The organism is Micromonospora sp. NPDC048986 (assembly GCF_040649335.1).
GTDB classification, from domain to species: Bacteria; Actinomycetota; Actinomycetes; order Mycobacteriales; family Micromonosporaceae; genus Micromonospora; species Micromonospora alfalfae.
The window spans coordinates 358006-374331 of sequence record NZ_JBEZFJ010000003.1 but is presented as its reverse complement, the minus strand read 5'-3'; the positions used below and the strand labels follow the sequence as shown (position 1 = coordinate 374331).

Sequence of the window (16326 nt, the reverse complement as noted above, 5' to 3'; positions counted from 1 at the left end):
TCGCCGACCTGGTGCTGCCCGCCGACTGTGCCGGATGTCGGGAGCGCCGGCCCGGCCTGCGGCACGGGGTCTGCCCAACCTGTGTCGTGGCGCTCCGCGCATTGCGGCCACGGGCGGTCCGCCCCACCCCCGCACCGCCGGGCCTGCCGTCCTGCGTCGCCCTCGGCCCGTACGCGGGTCCGCTGCGCGAGGCCCTGCTGGCGTACAAGGAGCACGGCCGACACGGGCTTGCCCGCCCGCTCGGCGCGCTGCTCGCCGAGGTCGTCGCGACGGCCGTTGGTGGGGCCCGTCCGCTGGCGTTGGTTCCGGTCCCGGACACCGCGGCGGCGGCCCGGTCCCGCTACGGGGACCACCTCGACCGGCTTGCCCGGCACTGCGCGGCCCGGCTCAACCGCAGCGGTTGGGCGGTGCGGGTGCACCGTGCGCTGCGGGCGTCGCCCCGGCCCGACTCGGTCACCCTTGACAGCGCCGGGCGCGCGGCGGCGGCCGAGGCGGCCTTCCAGCCCCGCTCGATCGGGCCGGGCCGGGGTCGTGCCGGGCGCGCGACGCCGGTGGTGGTGCTGCTCGACGACATCGTCACCACCGGCGTGACACTCGCCGCCGCGAGCCGGGTGCTGACCGCCACAGGATGGGCACCGAGTGTGGCGGCGGTGCTCGCGGCGACCGAGAAAAGACACCAGTCGTAACCGATAGTGTTTCCGTTTCACCCGTTGGTGTATGAGCTGCGAAAAATCCTGGGCCGTCTCGGCAACATGGGGTGACTGCCGGGCAAACAGGAGTTAGCGTTTCGCTGTCGGGGGTAGGAGGTCGTTCCAACCGCCCCTGGCGGTGAGAGGAGGCGTAGCCGTACCAACCGGTCGACGCCAGCGGGTCTCCCCACGGCGCGCGGCCGGGTAACCGGATCGAAGACCGTCCGAACAAGGGAGGTCACGTGGACATCGTGGTCAAGGGCCGAAACGTCGAAGTGCCGGACCATTACCGGGTACACGTAGCCGAGAAACTCGCGAAGATCGAACGCTACGACCACAAACTTATTCGCGTTGATGTCGAGCTGTTTCACGAGCGCAATCCGCGCCAGGCCGACCACTGCCAGCGGGTGGAGATCACCTGCGTTTCCCGAGGTCCGGTGATTCGGGCCGAAGCCTGCACGAACGACTTCTACAGCGCGCTCGACGCGGCCATCGCGAAGCTCGACACCCGGCTACGCCGCGCGGCCGACCGCCGCCGCGTACACCGTGGCCGGCACGCGCCGATCTCCGTCGCCGAGGCCACAGCGGGCCTGCCGGTCGCGGACCTGGTGCCCAGCGCGCTGAGCGCGCCGAGCGACGGCGCCCGCGCCGGCACCGCCGTCGCGGAGCGGGTCGAAGAGGAGCACGACGACCAGCCGTGGCACATCGCCCGGGAGAAGGTGCACCCGGCCGAGCCGATGACCATCGACGACGCGTTGTTCGAGATGGAGCTGGTCGGCCACGACTTCTACCTCTTCCAGGACAAGGAGTCCGGCCGCCCCAGCGTCGTCTACCGGCGCCACGCGTATGACTACGGCATCATCTCCCTCGCCACCTGACCGGTAACCGATCCGTGTCGATCATGGAGTTGTGGTGGGGAACGCCCACCACAACTCCATGATCTGTCAACGCAGGTCGGCCGGGAGCAGCGCGAAGGTCAGGTCGTCCAGACGGGCGCCGGCCAGCCCGGGCAGCCGGCCACGCTGAAGGCCCTCGCGCTGAAACCCGACCCGCTCCAGCACCCGGTGTGACGCGGTGTTGTCCGGCACCGTGCCCGCCGACAGTCGGGCGATACCGGCCGGACCGAACGCCCAGTCCGCGAGCAGCCGGACAGCCCTCGTCGCGTACCCCCGGCCGCGCCAGTCCGGCAGCAACGCGTAGCCGACCGACGCCTCGCCGGCCGCCACGTCCGTGTACGACAAGCCGCAACTGCCCACGGGCTCGCCGCTCGCCACATCCAGAATCAGCAGCCGGGCGATCTCGCCGGTCAGCCAGCCGCTCTGCGCGAGACGACAACGCCGCTCGATCGCCTCGCGGGTCGGCGGCACCGGTGGCGCCTGGTTCGCCACCACCTCGGGTCGGCTGTGCAGCCGGTACATCAGCGCCGCGTCGTCCGGCCCGAGTGGGCGCAGCGCCACCACCTGGTCGGTGAGCACCCCGCCGGGCAGGTCGGGCAGCAGCCGGGCGGCCGGGCCGGACGGATCACCGGCGACGCGTACCCAGGCCAGCAGATCGTGCCGGCCCGCGTCGCCGGACGCACCGGCGGACCGACGCAGACCCTCGTAGCGGAAGCCGGCGGCCAGCGCGACCCGCTGGCTCGGACCGTTCTCCGGTTCGGTGAGCAGCTCCAGTCGGGCCGCCCCGGCGGCGAACGAGTGCTCGCTCAGCGCGCGGGTCGCCGCGGTGGCCAGCCCGCGACCGCGCGCCGCCGGACGCATCCAGTAACCGATCTCCAGCTGACCCCGGGCGGGCACCGGGTTGTTCAGCCCCACGGCGCCGAGCACCCGATCGGTCGCGGGGTCCGCGACGGCGTACGCCGCGCCGCCGCCGGTCCAGGCCGCCGGGGCGCCGACCTCGATCCACCAGCGGGCGTCGGTCCCGGTGTACGGGGTCGGCAGGTTCGACACGAAGCGTTGAGTCAGCGGGTCCGCGCAGCCGTCGACCACGTCGGCGGCGTCCCCCGGGCGAAACGGGCGCAGCCGTACCCCGTGCGCCTCGACAACCGGCCGCAGACTCATCCCAGATCCTTCGCGAGAAGCGCCCCGACCCACACGTCCACCCTCTCGCCCCGGTGCTGCACGCCGCCCCGGGCGATCCCCTCGATCAGGAAGCCCGCCTTCTCCGCCGCCCGGCGGGAGGAGGTGTTGCCCACGTTCGCCTTCCACTCGATCCGCGCCAGGCCCAGCGTGCTGAACCCCCAGGCGCTCAGTGCCACCAGCGCGGCCGGCAGGTAACCCCGGCCACGGGCCGCCGGGGCGGTCATGAAGCCCACGTCGGCCAGCAGCGGGTCGGCGGGGGAGAGCCGCAGGTCGAGCGTCCCCACGTACCGGTCTTCGGAGTCGGCGATCACGAAGCAGCCGGCGTCCCCCCGAGCCCAGGCGTCCCGGCCGTAGGCCTGGTAGCCCTGCGCGTCGGCGCGCTCGTACGGGTCTGGCACCGTCGTCCAGCGGATGCTCTCCGGGTCCCGGCAGGTCTGCACCACCGCGTCCAGGTCCTTCTCCTCCATGGGCCGCAGACGCAGCTCGCCGGTCCCGGTCTCGGCGAACAGGACGGGCTGCGAACGGCCGAAGACGGCGGCCCGCCGGGCGGCGAGGGTGCCCGGCCCGGACGGACCGGTCGACCCGGCGGCCGGTACCTCTCCGGGCAGCAGCGAGCCGATCCAGCCGTCCGCGCCGCCGGGCAGCGCCGGGTTGGCCAGCCGCAACCTGCCGTCGACCCGGAAGCCGGCCCGCAGTGCCACCAGCCGGGAGGCGTGGTTGCCCACCTCGGCCTGCCAGATGAGCCGGCGGAGCCCGAGGGTGTCGAAGGACCAGCGGGCCACCGCCCGGGTCGCCCGGACCATCACGCCCCGACCACGCGCCCAGGGCGCCGTCCAGTAGCCGACCTCACCGGTGCCGTTCTTGTCGATCGAGATCAGTCCGCTGGAACCCAGCAGTTCCCCGGTGCTCGGGTCGCAGACCGCGAACGGCGCCCCGGTGCCCTCGGCCCAGGCCTTCCGGCTCATCTCGGTGACAAACCCATGGGCGTGTTCCGGCCGGTACGGGCGCGGTACGGTGGTCCAACGCTGAATGTCCGGGTCCTGGCAGGCTCGGTGCACGGCCTCGGCGTCCGTTTCTCGCCAGGGCCGCAGCAGCACGCCGTCTTCGATGATCTCCACGAGCTCCACCCGTGCATCCTGCCGTAGCGTTCGCCGACGGCGTAACCGGATAACGTTTGGGGCGTGTGCAGGACGCGAGTTATGTCGGGTTCGGCGGGGTCGAGCACCGCCACCAGTGACCATCGCGCCGATGGAGCGCCTACGATGGTTCGAGACTGTCTAGGGGAGCGTTGATCCGTGTCGATTCTGGAAAAGGTCCTTAACGCGGGCGAGGGCCGCATGGTGCGCCGGCTCAAGGCCATCGCCGCCGCCGTCACCTCGATCGAGGACGACTACGTCAACCTCACCGACGAGGAGCTGGCCGGCATGACCGAGCAGTTCCGGGAGCGGCTCGACGAGGGCGAGACCCTCGACGACCTGCTGCCGGAGGCGTTCGCGGTGGCCCGCGAAGCGGCTGCCAGGGTGCTCGGCCAGCGCCCGTACGACGTCCAGGTGATGGGCGGCGCGGCGCTGCACTTCGGCAACATCGCCGAGATGAAGACCGGTGAGGGTAAGACGCTGACCTCGGTCATGGCCGTCTACCTCAACGCGCTCTCCGGCAAGGGCGTCCACGTGATCACGGTCAACGACTACCTCGCCCAGCGTGACGCGGCGTGGATGGGCCGGGTGCACGAGTTCCTCGGGTTGACCGTCGGCGTGGTGCTGCCCAACCGGCCGGCCAGCGAGCACAAGGCCGCCTACGAGTGCGACATCACCTACGGCACCAACAACGAGTTCGGCTTCGACTACCTGCGCGACAACATGGCCTGGTCGAAGGACGAGCTGGTGCAGCGCGGGCACAACTTCGCGGTGGTCGACGAGGTCGACTCCATCCTGATCGACGAGGCCCGCACCCCGCTGATCATCTCCGGCCCGGCCGAGCACTCCGCCCGCTGGTACGGCGAGTTCGCCGGCGTGGTGGCCAGGCTCCAGCCCGGCACCGACGGCGAGGGCGACTACGAGGTCGACCACTCCAAGCGCACCATCGCGGTGACCGAGCGGGGTGTCGCCAAGGTCGAGGACCGGCTCGGCATCGACAACCTGTACGAGTCGGTGAACACCCCGCTGGTCGGCTACCTCAACAACGCCATCAAGGCCAAGGAGCTCTACAAGCGCGACAAGGACTACATCGTCAGCGACGGTGAGGTCCTGATCGTCGACGAGTTCACCGGTCGCATCCTGCACGGCCGTCGCTACAACGAGGGCATGCACCAGGCGATCGAGGCCAAGGAGGGGGTGGAGATCAAGCAGGAGAACCAGACCCTTGCCACCATCACCCTCCAGAACTACTTCCGCCTCTACGAGAAGCTGTCCGGGATGACCGGTACGGCGCAGACCGAGGCGAGCGAGTTCAACAAGGTCTACAAGGTCGGCGTCGTGACCATCCCGACCCACCGCCCGATGGTTCGCGAGGACCGGCCGGACGTCATCTACAAGACGGAGAAGGCCAAGTTCAACGCCGTCATCGAGGACATCGCCGAGCGGCACCAGATGGGCCAGCCGGTGCTGGTGGGCACCGTCTCGGTGGAAAACTCCGAGATCCTCTCCCAGCTACTGCGCCGCCGCGGCATCCCGCACAACGTGCTGAACGCCAAGTTCCACGCCCGGGAGGCCGAGATCGTCGCCCAGGCAGGGCGCAAGGGCGCCGTCACGGTGGCGACCAACATGGCCGGTCGCGGCACCGACATCCTGCTCGGCGGCAACGCCGAGTTCCTCGCCGCGAACGAGCTGCGCCAGCGCGGCCTCGACCCGGTGGAGAACGAGGAAGAGTACGCCAAGGCGATGGAGGAGGTCCTTCCCACCTGGAAGCAGGCCTGCGACGCCGAGGCGGACGAGGTCTCGGCAGCCGGCGGCCTCTACGTGCTGGGCACCGAGCGGCACGAGTCCCGGCGGATCGACAACCAGCTGCGTGGTCGCGCCGGCCGGCAGGGCGACCCGGGCGAGTCCCGTTTCTACCTGTCCCTCCAGGACGAGCTGATGCGGCGCTTCCGGGCCGGAGCGGTCGAGGCGGTGATGGAGCGCTTCAACATCCCGGAGGACGTGCCCATCGAGTCGAAGATGGTCACCCGGCAGATCAAGAGCGCCCAGGCCCAGATCGAGGGCCAGAACGCCGAGATCCGCAAGAACGTGCTCAAGTACGACGAGGTGCTCAACAAGCAGCGCCAGGTCGTCTACGCCGAGCGGCTCCGGGTGCTCAACGGTGAAGACCTCTCCGACCAGGTCCGCAACATGATCGACGACACCGTCGAGGCGTACGTGCGGGGTGCCACCTCCGACGGCTACGGCGAAGACTGGGACCTTGAGCAGCTCTGGTCCAGCCTCAAGCAGCTCTACCCGGTCGGCGTGACGATCGAGGAGTTGGAAGAGGAGGCCGGTGGCTCCCGGGCCGGCATGGACGGCGACTTCCTGGTCGCCCGCCTCAAGGACGACGCCAACGCCGCGTACGACCGGCGTGAGGAGCAGCTCGGCACCGAGGGGGTGCGCCAGCTCGAGCGAATGGTGCTGCTCCAGGTCATCGACCGCAAGTGGCGCGAGCACCTCTACGAGATGGACTACCTCCAGGAGGGCATCAACCTCCGGGCGTACGCCCAGCGCGACCCGGTGGTGGAATACCAGCGCGAGGGCTTCGACATGTTCGCCACCATGATGGACGGCATCAAGGAGGAGACCGTCGGTTTCCTCTACAACATCGACGTCCAGGTGACCGAACCGGAGCCGGAGGAGGGGGCCGACGAGGTCACCCTGCTCGACAAGCCGGTGGAGATCCGGGCCAAGGGCCTCAACCAGGCGCCGCGTCGGCAGGGGCTGCAATACTCCGCCCCCACCATCGACGGTGAGGCCAGCCCGGGCGCTGTCGCCGTGGAGCAGGCCGAGCAGCAGGCTCCGGCGCTCGGTGTGGGCCGACCGGCTCCGGGTGCTCCGGCGGCGCCGGGGCAGAGCGCGCCGTCAGCGCCGCAGCGGCCGGCTTCCGGGCTGCGTGGCCCGGCAGTTCCGTCGGCCGCCGCCCGTCGGCCGGCACCGAACCAGGCGGAGGCGAGCAACGGCCCGTCCCGCAACGCGCCGTGCCCGTGTGGCTCGGGCCGCAAGTACAAGCGCTGCCACGGCGCCCCCAACGGCGGCAACTGACCAACAGCAGCTACACCGACAGCGTCTGACCGACGGGTCCCGGCCGAGCAGGCCGGGGCCCGTCGGTGTCTTGTGAGCCTCGCCGGCGAGCGGGGCAGGTGGGGTCAGAGCACGTGCAGGGCAACGCAGAGCCAGCGGCCCCGGCGATGTTCGAGGCGCAGTGCCATCGCCCAACTTCGGCCGGCCGCGCCGGTGAGGACGGCTGCCCCCTCCACCGCGGCCTCCCGGGGCTCGCAGACTCGCAGGCGTAGCAACCGGACCAGTGGTCGGCCGGCGCGGCGGCGGGATGTCCCGGCCCGGCCGGATGCGCGGGCGAGTTCGGTCAGCAGGTCGCCAGCTCGGGCCGGGTCGAGCAGCGCTCGCACCTGGGCCGGCGAGCGGTAGCCGTTGACCACCTCCAGGCAGGTGCCGACGAAGCGGTGCGCGGCCCGGGTGGTTTCCGGTGCGGTCGACGGCGGCAACGACGCGACCGGGTTGGTGGCGATGGACCGGCTGTGCACCGGGCGCAGGGCTGCTCGCCGCTCCGGCGGCCGGACCGGGCTGGGCCGGGTGGAGGCGAACAGGTCGAGGGCGAGTTGACCGTCGGTCGCCACCGGCCAGTACGACCCGTCGGTCTCGTCGACGTATGGCGGGTCGAAGGGCGGAACGGGGCGCAGTCGAACGGGTGGTCGGGAAGGACCGGGTCGCGCTCCGCTCATCATGGCCCCTTTGATCTTGCGTTTACCTACGTTTGCCTCCGACAAGCTCGATTCTGAGCGACAGAGCGGCCTCGGTCAATGCTTCGTGGCCTCCGCCGCCCGACAGGGCGCATGATCGACGCAGGTTCCTTGATATCGCGTTATCCCAGCAGCCCTGACGCCCCGACTTCCATGAAACCGAGTGGATCATGCCCCGGGGCCGGGCTGGAGAGCGACTCGGGCTTCCGCTACTCGGGGTCGCGGTCGACCAGCGGGTTGCTCTGCACCCAGTCTGCCGTCTCGTCGTATTTGCGCGCTATGTACTCCTCCAGTCGAGCGCGCTCGACGCGCCACTGGCCGCGTCCGCCGATCTTTATCGCCGGCAGTTCCCCGCTGCGCACCATGTGGTAGACCTGCGAGTCCGACACGTTGAGCTCGGCGGCCACGTCGGAGAGCAGCAGGAACCTCGGCTCCACAGAAACTCCCGGTGTTGATGTCGTTTGGCTCAGTTTGCCACCGACAGCCCTCGCCGCCCAGCACCGGACCGGCTCGGCGGCGGACCAACCACGCGGGACACACCGGCCAGGAACTTCCTCCGGCCGGAGGCGGGGTGTATGACGGTCACGGCGTGCGGCATGATCGGCGCCCGTGCCGGCGTCCGCCGGTGGTGGACGACGCGGGGAGACGACAGGTGACCGACGAGCTTGTCCGGGTGTACGTGCCGGCGACGGTACCGATGCTGGCCCGGCTGCGTGCGGAGGGGCTGACCGCCGACCAGGCGCACGCCGTGACTCCGGCCCTGCGCGAGTGGTACGCCGAGGGTGACGAGGAGGAGTTGGAGTACGTCGCCTTCACCCGGGCTGCCCAGGACGCCCTGCACCTGCTCCGGGCCGACCCGACCGCTCCCCGCCGTCGCGTGGTCATCTCAGTCGACCTGCCGTCGGCGGCGATCGGGCGTGGCGACGGTGAGTTGGGCTCCAGCGCTGTGACGTTGACCGACGCCGTGCCGGTGGGCGCCGTCGCGGCAATCCACGTGGACGGCGCGGATGCGGCCGAGGAGGTCGGCGCGGCGGTCGACGTCGTGGCCGAGGCGGGGGCTGGTGACCCGGATGCCCAGTTCACCGTCGACGGCGCCGAGGACCACGAGCTGGAGTGGTACGACGTGACGGAGCTGGACCAGCTGTTACGCGCCACCGACTGAGCCGGACGCCACCCCCGGCAGCAGCCCGAATCGGACATCCGGCCAGGGCTGAAGCAGGGGCTGCGGTCAGGCGTCAGCGAGCCGGGTCAGCCTTCGCCGGGTCAGCCTTCGCGGGTTCCGCGTCGGTCGTGTCGGCTGCGTCGAACGTCTCGGCCGGGTCGGCGTCGAACGCCTTGGCGTAGCCCGGCTTGTCGTCCGCCGGGTCGACCTGGTCCGCTACGGGGTCCGGGCGGTGGGCCGGTTCGTCGTCGTCGCTGTGGGCCGGGCCGAGCGTGCGGCCGAACGCGATGAGCGCGGTGAGCGCCCCCACGAAGAGCACCCAGATGCCGTTGTCCACCCGCGAGGTGCCCAGCGAGGTCTGGGCTACCGCGTCCGCCTCACTGAGCGCGCTGGCAAGGTCGAGCAGCGATCGGCCGCCGACCCTGATGATCACTTCGGCGAGCAGCAGGAGGAGCCCCGGCCCGGCGCCGGCGAGCAGGTAGGCCGGCCAGCGCAGCGCCGGGGCCTCGGGATCGCGGCGGACGGCTCGACGCCGTGCCCAGGTCAGGTATCCGAAGGCCAGTAGCCCGGCGAGCAGCCCGGCGACGAGCGATTCGGTACGGGACACCCACTTGGCCGCGTTGATCAACGATTCCTGGCTGTCGCCGGAGCCGAAGAGGTCGAACAGCGGGTCCCGGGCGCGGCTGAACGCGACAACGAAGATCAGCGTGCCCAGCGCGGCGGTGATGACAGCTCCGACCGCCGGGGCGGTTCGCGCGCCGGCCAGCGCGCCCCCGATGATCGCCGCGGCCGCCGTGGTGCCGGCGATCACGTTGGTGGTGGACGTGTCGAAGTAGGTGAGGTTGATGGCCACCGCGGCCGCGAGCCCGACCAGCATTCCGCCGCCGATCGCCCCGGCGAAGCGAAGGGTGGCCCAGTCGCCGTAGCGGCGGGCCAGCAGGTTGCCACCGGCCAGTGCGACGGCCGCCCCGGCCACCAGCGCGGCCGAGATCACGCCGGGCAGGGCGAACGCGGAGAGGCTGATCGCGGTCACCCCGGCCGCCGCCGAGGTGATGGCCTCCCGGGTGGACCAGAGCATGGCGGCCAGCCAACCGAGCGCCAGCAGCGCGAGCACTGCGGCGCCGGGGGCGGGCAGCGGCCGACTGCCGGCGCTGGCCGCGTCGACCGCCGGCTCGTCCGACTCAGCGGCCGGGACGCGGCCGGGCTGCTTGGTCATCGTCTCCCCTTCGAGGCGGCAGGTCACCGACCATTCAGGGTACGCGGGCCCGCTGGGCTGGCTGTCGCCCCGGGACGGCGGGACGGATCGAGACCGGTCGGTAAGGGGAGGAGGGGTGGGGCGGTCCTTGGCGCAGGGCGGTGGCGGAGGTGGGTCGCGTGGCCCGTCGTGGGAGAATCAGGGGAGGTCCCGCCGCTGCTCGGCCTCCCGTGCGGCGTCCGGTGTCCGGCCATCCGGTCGGTGCCCGCGGGTCCGGTTTCGCCACTGCTGTCGAGATCGCCAGGAGCCTTGATGGATGCCGTGTTCTCCGTTCCCGAGCCGCGCAACGAGCCGGTTCGCAACTACGAGCCGGGCAGCCCCGACCGGGACCGGCTCCAGCGGCGGCTGACCGAACTCGCCGCCGAGCGCATCGACCTGCCGATGACCATCGGCGGTGAGCAGCGGATGGCCGGCGGTGACCCGATCAACGTGGTGCAGCCGCACAAGCACGCCCACGTGCTGGGGGTGACCGCGCACGCCACCCACGACGACGCGCGCGCCGCGACCAGGGCGGCCAAGGACGCCGCGCCGATGTGGCGGGCGCTGCCGTTCGAGGAGCGCGCCGCGATCTTCCTGCGCGCCGCCGAGCTGCTCGCCGGCCCCTGGCGGGACACGCTCAACGCCGCCACCATGCTCGGCCAGTCGAAGACCGCGATCCAGGCTGAGATCGACGCGGCGTGCGAGTTCATCGACTTCCTGCGGTTCAACGTGCACTTCGCGCGTCGCCTGCTCGAGGAGCAGCCGGCGTCCTCGCCCGGCGTCTGGAACCGCTTCGACCACCGCCCGCTGGAGGGCTTCGTCTACGCGGTCACCCCGTTCAACTTCACCGCCATCGCCGGCAACCTCCCGTCGGCGCCCGCCCTGCTGGGCAACACGGTGGTCTGGAAGCCGGGGCCGACCCAGCAGTTCGCCGCGCACTTCACCATGCGGCTGTTCGAGGCCGCCGGCCTGCCGCCCGGCGTGATCAACATGGTCACCGGCCGGGGCGAGGAGGTCTCGGATGTCGTGCTCGCCGACCCGGATCTGGCCGGCATCCACTTCACCGGTTCGACGAAGGTGTTCCAGCAGTTGTGGCGAACCGTGGGAGACAACATCTCCCGTTACCGGGGCTACCCCCGCCTGGTCGGGGAGACCGGCGGCAAGGACTTCGTCGTCGCGCACACCAGCGCAGACGTGGACGCGTTGCACACCGCGCTGATCCGTGGCGCGTACGAGTACCAGGGCCAGAAGTGCTCGGCGGCCTCGCGGGCCTACGTGCCGCGCTCGATCTGGGAGGGTGGGCTGCGGGACCGGTTGGCCGCCACCGCCGACTCGCTGACCTACGGTGACGTGGCCGACTTCGGCAACTTCGGCGGCGCGGTGATCGACGACAAGGCGTTCGCCCGGCACACCGCCGCGCTGGAGCTGATCGCCGGTGACGACAGCTGCCGGGTGCTGGCCGGTGGCACCGCCGACGACTCGGTCGGCTACTTCGTGCGACCGACGCTCTTCGAGTGCGGCGACGCCGCCCACGAGACCTTCACCACCGAGTACTTCGGGCCGATTCTGGGCGTGCACGTGTTCGACGACGCCCGCTTCGACGACGTGGTCGCGCAGGCGGAGTCGATCGCCCCGTACGCGCTGACCGGCTCGGTGTTCGCCACCGACCGTCGGGTCGTCGAGTCGGTCGGCGAGCGCATGCGGTACGCGGCCGGCAACTTCTACATCAACGACAAGCCGACCGGCGCGGTGGTCGGGCAGCAGCCCTTCGGTGGCGCCCGTGCCAGCGGCACCAACGACAAGGCCGGCTCCTGGCTGAACCTGGTCCGCTGGGTCTCCCCGCGGACGATCAAGGAGACCTTCGTGCCGCCGACCGACCACACGTACCCGCACATGGGCTGACCGGCGACGACCCGCCGGCGGCGCGCGTGGGCGCCGCCGGCGGACGCCCGGAATGTGGCAATCCATCGATAGTCCTCAGCGGACAGTCTGCCGCCGACAGTGCACTTAGGAAGTCCTGTCGGGTGGCAAACCGGCAAATCCTGGACGCCGGGTGCGCAAAGTGGCAGCGTAGTGGCCATGGCGGATTCCGGAGTCAACCCTACGGCGGCGGCCCTGCTCGGCCTCCTCCACGAGGGCCCGATGACAGGCGGTCAGTTGATGGCCGCCGCTGAGCGCCGTCTGGCGCCGTACTGGTCGATGACCCGCAGTCAGGTGTACCGCGAGTTGCCGGTGCTGGCTGAGCGGGGTTTCGTGCGGCTCGGCAAGCCGGGCCCGCGGATGAGCCAGCCCTACGCACTCACCGCCAGCGGAAAACGGACATTTTCCCGCTGGCTCGCGGAGAACCCGGGGCGCGACACCATCCGCAACCCGATAGCGCTCCGGATGGCTTTCGGCAACCTGCACTCCGCCAGCCAGCTGAAGGGCCTGTACGCCTCGGCCAACGAATACCACACCGAGGCCCTCGCCCAGGTCCGGGAGCAGGTGAAGAACGCCAAACGGGACGGCGAGACGTACGACGCCAGCGCGCTGGAGTTCGCCGTCGCCTACCACCGGGCGGCCCTGTCGTGGTTGAAGTCCGCCCCCGTCGGGTGACGGTCAGCGGGTTCGCGCATAGGGAACGAGCTGCTCCGCTCCCGGCACAGTACGCTTGTCTGTCGTGACCGCTGCCGATTACGCCGAACAGCTCAAGGAACTCGACGCGACCCTGCGAAACATCGAGGCCGTCCTCAACCTCGACCGGCTCCACGAGGACAAGGCCCGCCTTGAGCAGGAGGCCTCCGCCCCCGACCTGTGGGACGACCAGGCCAAGGCCCAGCAGGTGACCTCGCAGCTGTCGTACGTCAACGGCGAGATCAGCAAGCTGGGCAGCCTGCGTTCCGGCCTCGACGACGCCCAGGTGCTGTTGGAGCTGGCCGAGGCCGAGGCCGACCCGGGTGTGCTGACCGAGGTCGAGTCGGAGATCACCGGGCTGACCAAGGCCATCCAGGAGATGGAGGTCCGCACCCTGCTCTCCGGCGAGTACGACTCCCGGGAGGCGCTGGTCGCGATCCGGGCCGGCGCGGGTGGCGTGGATGCCGCGGACTTCGCCGAGATGCTGCTGCGGATGTACCTGCGCTGGGCGGAGCGGCACGGCTACCCCACCGAGGTCTACGAGACCTCGTACGCCGAGGAGGCGGGCCTGAAGTCGGCCACCTTCGCGGTCAAGGTGCCGTACGCGTACGGCACGCTCAGCGTCGAGTCGGGCACGCACCGGCTGGTCCGGATCAGCCCGTTCGACAACCAGGGTCGTCGGCAGACCAGCTTCGCGGGCGTCGAGGTTCTGCCGGTCACCGAGCAGACCGACCACATCGACATCCCGGAGAACGAGGTTCGGGTCGATGTCTACCGCTCCTCCGGGCCCGGTGGGCAGAGCGTCAACACCACCGACTCGGCGGTGCGCCTGACGCACATCCCGACCGGCATCGTGGTGACCTGCCAGAACGAGAAGTCCCAGTTGCAGAACAAGGCCTCCGCGCTGCGGGTGCTCCAGGCCCGGCTGCTGGAGCGCAAGCGCCAGGAGGAGGAAGAGAAGATGGCCGGCCTCAAGAGCGGTGGCACGAGCTCGTGGGGCGACCAGATGCGGTCCTACGTCCTGCACCCGTATCAGATGGTGAAGGATCTCCGAACCGAGCAGGAGACCGGCAATCCGAGCGGGGTCTTCGACGGCGACCTCGACGATTTCATCGAGGCTGGCATCCGTTGGCGCAAGCAGCGTCAGCTCGCCGGCGACGGTGCGTGACGGCGCGCGGGCGGAGCGCGTCATCGATCTCCAGGTAGGAGCCTGATTCGACGACTCGTGCCGGATCGGCGGGGCGTGGGGCTTGGCTCAGTTGTTACACCGCGTAGACTCACCACCCGTGATTCAGCTTGAGCAAGTGACGAAGACGTACCCGAAGGCGTCCCGGCCTTCGCTCGACAACGTGTCCGTCTCGATCGAGAAGGGCGAGTTCGTCTTCTTCATCGGTCCATCCGGCTCCGGCAAGTCCACGATCATCAAAATGCTGCTGCACGAGGTGGCCCCCAACAAGGGGCGCGTCGTCGTCAACGGCAAGGACGTCACGTCGATGCGTTCCTGGAAGCGACCCCACTTCCGGCGCTCGATCGGCTGCGTCTTCCAGGACTTCCGGCTGCTGCCCAACCGCACCGCCTACGAGAACGTGGCGTTCGCCCTCGAGGTGATCGGCAAGACGAAGGCGGTTGCCCGCCGGGTCGTGCCGGAGGTGCTGGAGCTGGTCGGGCTCGGTGGCAAGGAGCACCGCTACCCGCACGAGCTCTCCGGTGGTGAGCAGCAGCGGGTCGCCGTCGCCCGGGCGTTCGTGAACCGTCCGCTGATCCTGCTGGCGGACGAGCCCACCGGAAACCTGGACCCGGACACCTCGATTGAGATCATGCGCCTGCTGGACCGGATCAATCGCACCGGCACGACCGTCGTGATGGTCACCCACGACTCCAACATCGTGAACCAGATGCGCCGCCGCGTCGTTGAGATTGAGAGCGGTCGCATCGTGCGTGACCAGGCCCGCGGCGTCTACGGGTGAGCCGGCGCTCCACCCCTGCGCAGCCTGACGACGAACACCTCATGCCGGAGACCCGGAGGAAATCCCGATGCGCGTGAAATACGTCCTGTCCGAGGTATTGGTCGGACTGTGGCGCAACGTGACCATGTCCATCGCGATGATCATCACGATGGCGGTCTCGCTGACCATGCTCGGCGCCAGCGGTCTCATGTACCGCCAGGTCGACGACATGAAGGACCTCTACTACAAGAACATCGAAGTCTCGATCTTCTTGACCCAGGAGGTGACCGAGCAGGAGCGCACCGACCTCCAGACCAAGCTCGACAGCGACCCCCTGGTCAAGGACGTTCTCTACGTCAACAAGGACGAGGCGTACAAGCGCTTCAAGGAGATGTACCAGGACGCGCCGGACCTGGTGAACGCGGTCAAGCCGGACCAGCTGCCCGAGGCGTTCCGGCTCAAGCTGAACAACCCGGAGCAGTACAAGAACGTCTACGACCAGTACAAGGACACTGCTGGCGTCGAGGAGATCATCGACCAGAGTCGACTGCTCGACAAGATCTTCAACATCCTCACCTCGATCCAGAACATCGCCCTGGCTGCCGCCATCGTGATGGCGATCGCCGCCCTGCTGCTGGTCGCGAACACCATTCAGGTGGCCGCGTACAGCAAGCGGCGTGAGGTGGCGGTCATGAAGCTGGTCGGCGCGTCCAACTGGTTCATCCAGGCGCCGTTCGTGCTGGAGGCCGTGGTGGCCGGCCTGATCGGTTCACTGCTCGGCCTGGTGGCCCTGGTCGCGGCGAAGTATCTGCTCTTCGACGGGTCGTTGAGCGCGTTGCAGGGTCTGCTCTCGCCGATCACCTGGGGCGACATCCTGTTCATCTTCCCGCTGATGGCTGGCGTCGGTGGTCTGGTCAGCGCGGGCACCGCCTGGATCACCCTGCGCTTCTACCTGCGGGTCTAGGCACCGTACGGGTCGTCCCGTCGCCTCCCGAGGACCCTCCCGCAGCCGGAAATAAACGGCGCGGGAGGGTCCTTGTGATTCGGGTAGCATGATCGGTTGTCCGGCCGGGGTGAGCCCGGCCGCGGACGCCAGGAGAGGGGGTGGCACCGATGCCACGGGAAAAGGGGCGCAAGGTGGTCGCCTCCAACAAGAAGGCGCGTCACGACTACGCCATCTTCGACACGTACGAGGCGGGCATGGCGCTGACCGGCACCGAGGTCAAGTCGCTGCGGGCCGGGCGAGCGTCACTTGTCGACGCGTTCGCGCAGGAACGTGACGGCGAGTTGTTCCTGCACGCGATGCACATCCCGGAGTACACCCAGGGCACCTGGACCAACCACGAGCCCCGGCGTACCCGCAAGCTGCTGCTCAACCGGGCTGAGATCGACAAGCTCCTCGGCAGGACCCGCGAGGGTGGTTTCACGGTCGTCCCGCTGCAGGTCTACTTCTCGGACGGCTGGGCCAAGGTCGAGATCGCCCTGGCCAAGGGCAAGAAGTCGTACGACAAGCGTCAGGACCTCGCCAAGCGGGACGCGGACCGGGAGATCGCCCGGGTGTCCGGTCGACGCGGCAAGGGGATGGACGACTAGTTCATCCCGTTTGTCCGGGTCGGCGTGCCGGCCCGGGGCTCGGGATGAAAGCTGTTGCGCCAGGCGTTAGTC

The 16326-nt window shown here is 70.0% G+C and carries 15 protein-coding genes; 10 read left to right on the top strand and 5 right to left on the bottom strand.

The features are described 5' to 3' along the window. Positions 1–11 precede the first annotated feature (11 nt). Entirely contained in the window at positions 12–686 is a 675-nt protein-coding gene (locus AB0B94_RS09585) for a ComF family protein (RefSeq protein ID WP_357271029.1), read from the top strand. A gap of 245 nt (positions 687–931) precedes the next feature. Then, on the top strand, positions 932–1567 hold the full coding sequence (raiA, locus tag AB0B94_RS09580) for a ribosome-associated translation inhibitor RaiA (protein WP_196921222.1): 636 nt from the start codon (positions 932–934) through the stop codon (positions 1565–1567). Positions 1568–1633: 66 nt separating this feature from the next. Here the strand turns inward: raiA and AB0B94_RS09575 are convergent, their stop codons facing one another. Then, positions 1634–2746: a GNAT family N-acetyltransferase gene (locus tag AB0B94_RS09575; RefSeq protein ID WP_357270722.1), complete on the bottom strand. Its 1113-nt coding sequence runs from the start codon at positions 2744–2746 to the stop codon at positions 1634–1636. Further along, positions 2743–3894 (bottom strand): GNAT family N-acetyltransferase, encoded by a 1152-nt coding sequence (locus AB0B94_RS09570; protein WP_357270719.1) that lies wholly within the window; start codon positions 3892–3894, stop codon positions 2743–2745. The genes AB0B94_RS09575 and AB0B94_RS09570 overlap by 4 nt, the downstream gene beginning before the upstream one ends. 168 nt (positions 3895–4062) lie before the next feature. On the opposite strand from AB0B94_RS09570, the gene secA reads away from it, so the two are divergent. Then, on the top strand, positions 4063–6990 hold the full coding sequence (secA, locus tag AB0B94_RS09565) for a preprotein translocase subunit SecA (RefSeq protein ID WP_357270716.1): 2928 nt from the start codon (positions 4063–4065) through the stop codon (positions 6988–6990). A gap of 104 nt (positions 6991–7094) precedes the next feature. On the opposite strand, the gene AB0B94_RS09560 is transcribed toward secA, so the two are convergent. Then, positions 7095–7691: an Rv3235 family protein gene (locus AB0B94_RS09560; protein WP_357270713.1), complete on the bottom strand. Its 597-nt coding sequence runs from the start codon at positions 7689–7691 to the stop codon at positions 7095–7097. A 224-nt stretch (positions 7692–7915) separates the two neighbouring features. Further along, a complete protein-coding gene (locus AB0B94_RS09555) occupies positions 7916–8143 on the bottom strand; it encodes a helix-turn-helix domain-containing protein (RefSeq protein ID WP_030490852.1) in 228 nt (75 codons plus the stop codon). Positions 8144–8358: 215 nt separating this feature from the next. Between AB0B94_RS09555 and AB0B94_RS09550 the strand changes: the two genes are divergently transcribed. Beyond that, positions 8359–8868 (top strand): hypothetical protein, encoded by a 510-nt coding sequence (locus tag AB0B94_RS09550; protein WP_357270709.1) that lies wholly within the window; start codon positions 8359–8361, stop codon positions 8866–8868. A gap of 73 nt (positions 8869–8941) precedes the next feature. Here the strand turns inward: AB0B94_RS09550 and AB0B94_RS09545 are convergent, their stop codons facing one another. Beyond that, positions 8942–10084: a hypothetical protein gene (locus tag AB0B94_RS09545; RefSeq protein ID WP_357270706.1), complete on the bottom strand. Its 1143-nt coding sequence runs from the start codon at positions 10082–10084 to the stop codon at positions 8942–8944. 291 nt (positions 10085–10375) lie between these two features. On the opposite strand from AB0B94_RS09545, the gene pruA reads away from it, so the two are divergent. The 6 genes from pruA to smpB all read left to right on the top strand — a co-directional run bounded on the left by pruA (position 10376) and on the right by smpB (position 16254). After that, the gene (gene pruA / locus AB0B94_RS09540; RefSeq protein ID WP_238666588.1) at positions 10376–12004 is read left to right on the top strand and encodes an L-glutamate gamma-semialdehyde dehydrogenase; all 1629 of its coding nucleotides are present in this window, start codon (positions 10376–10378) and stop codon (positions 12002–12004) included. Between the two features lie 177 nt (positions 12005–12181). Beyond that, a complete protein-coding gene (locus AB0B94_RS09535; RefSeq protein ID WP_091393967.1) occupies positions 12182–12697 on the top strand; it encodes a PadR family transcriptional regulator in 516 nt (171 codons plus the stop codon). 64 nt (positions 12698–12761) lie between these two features. Next, positions 12762–13883: a peptide chain release factor 2 gene (gene prfB, locus AB0B94_RS09530; protein WP_091393964.1), complete on the top strand. Its 1122-nt coding sequence runs from the start codon at positions 12762–12764 to the stop codon at positions 13881–13883. Positions 13884–14001: 118 nt separating this feature from the next. Then, positions 14002–14682: a cell division ATP-binding protein FtsE gene (gene ftsE, locus AB0B94_RS09525; RefSeq protein ID WP_030331491.1), complete on the top strand. Its 681-nt coding sequence runs from the start codon at positions 14002–14004 to the stop codon at positions 14680–14682. Positions 14683–14749: 67 nt separating this feature from the next. Beyond that, positions 14750–15625, top strand: coding sequence for a permease-like cell division protein FtsX (gene ftsX / locus AB0B94_RS09520; protein WP_091393961.1), 876 nt, complete (start codon positions 14750–14752; stop codon positions 15623–15625). A 149-nt stretch (positions 15626–15774) separates the two neighbouring features. Next, positions 15775–16254, top strand: a complete 480-nt coding sequence (gene smpB / locus AB0B94_RS09515) for an SsrA-binding protein SmpB (RefSeq protein ID WP_357270701.1) — start codon at positions 15775–15777, stop codon at positions 16252–16254. The last annotated feature ends 72 nt before the right edge of the window (positions 16255–16326 follow it).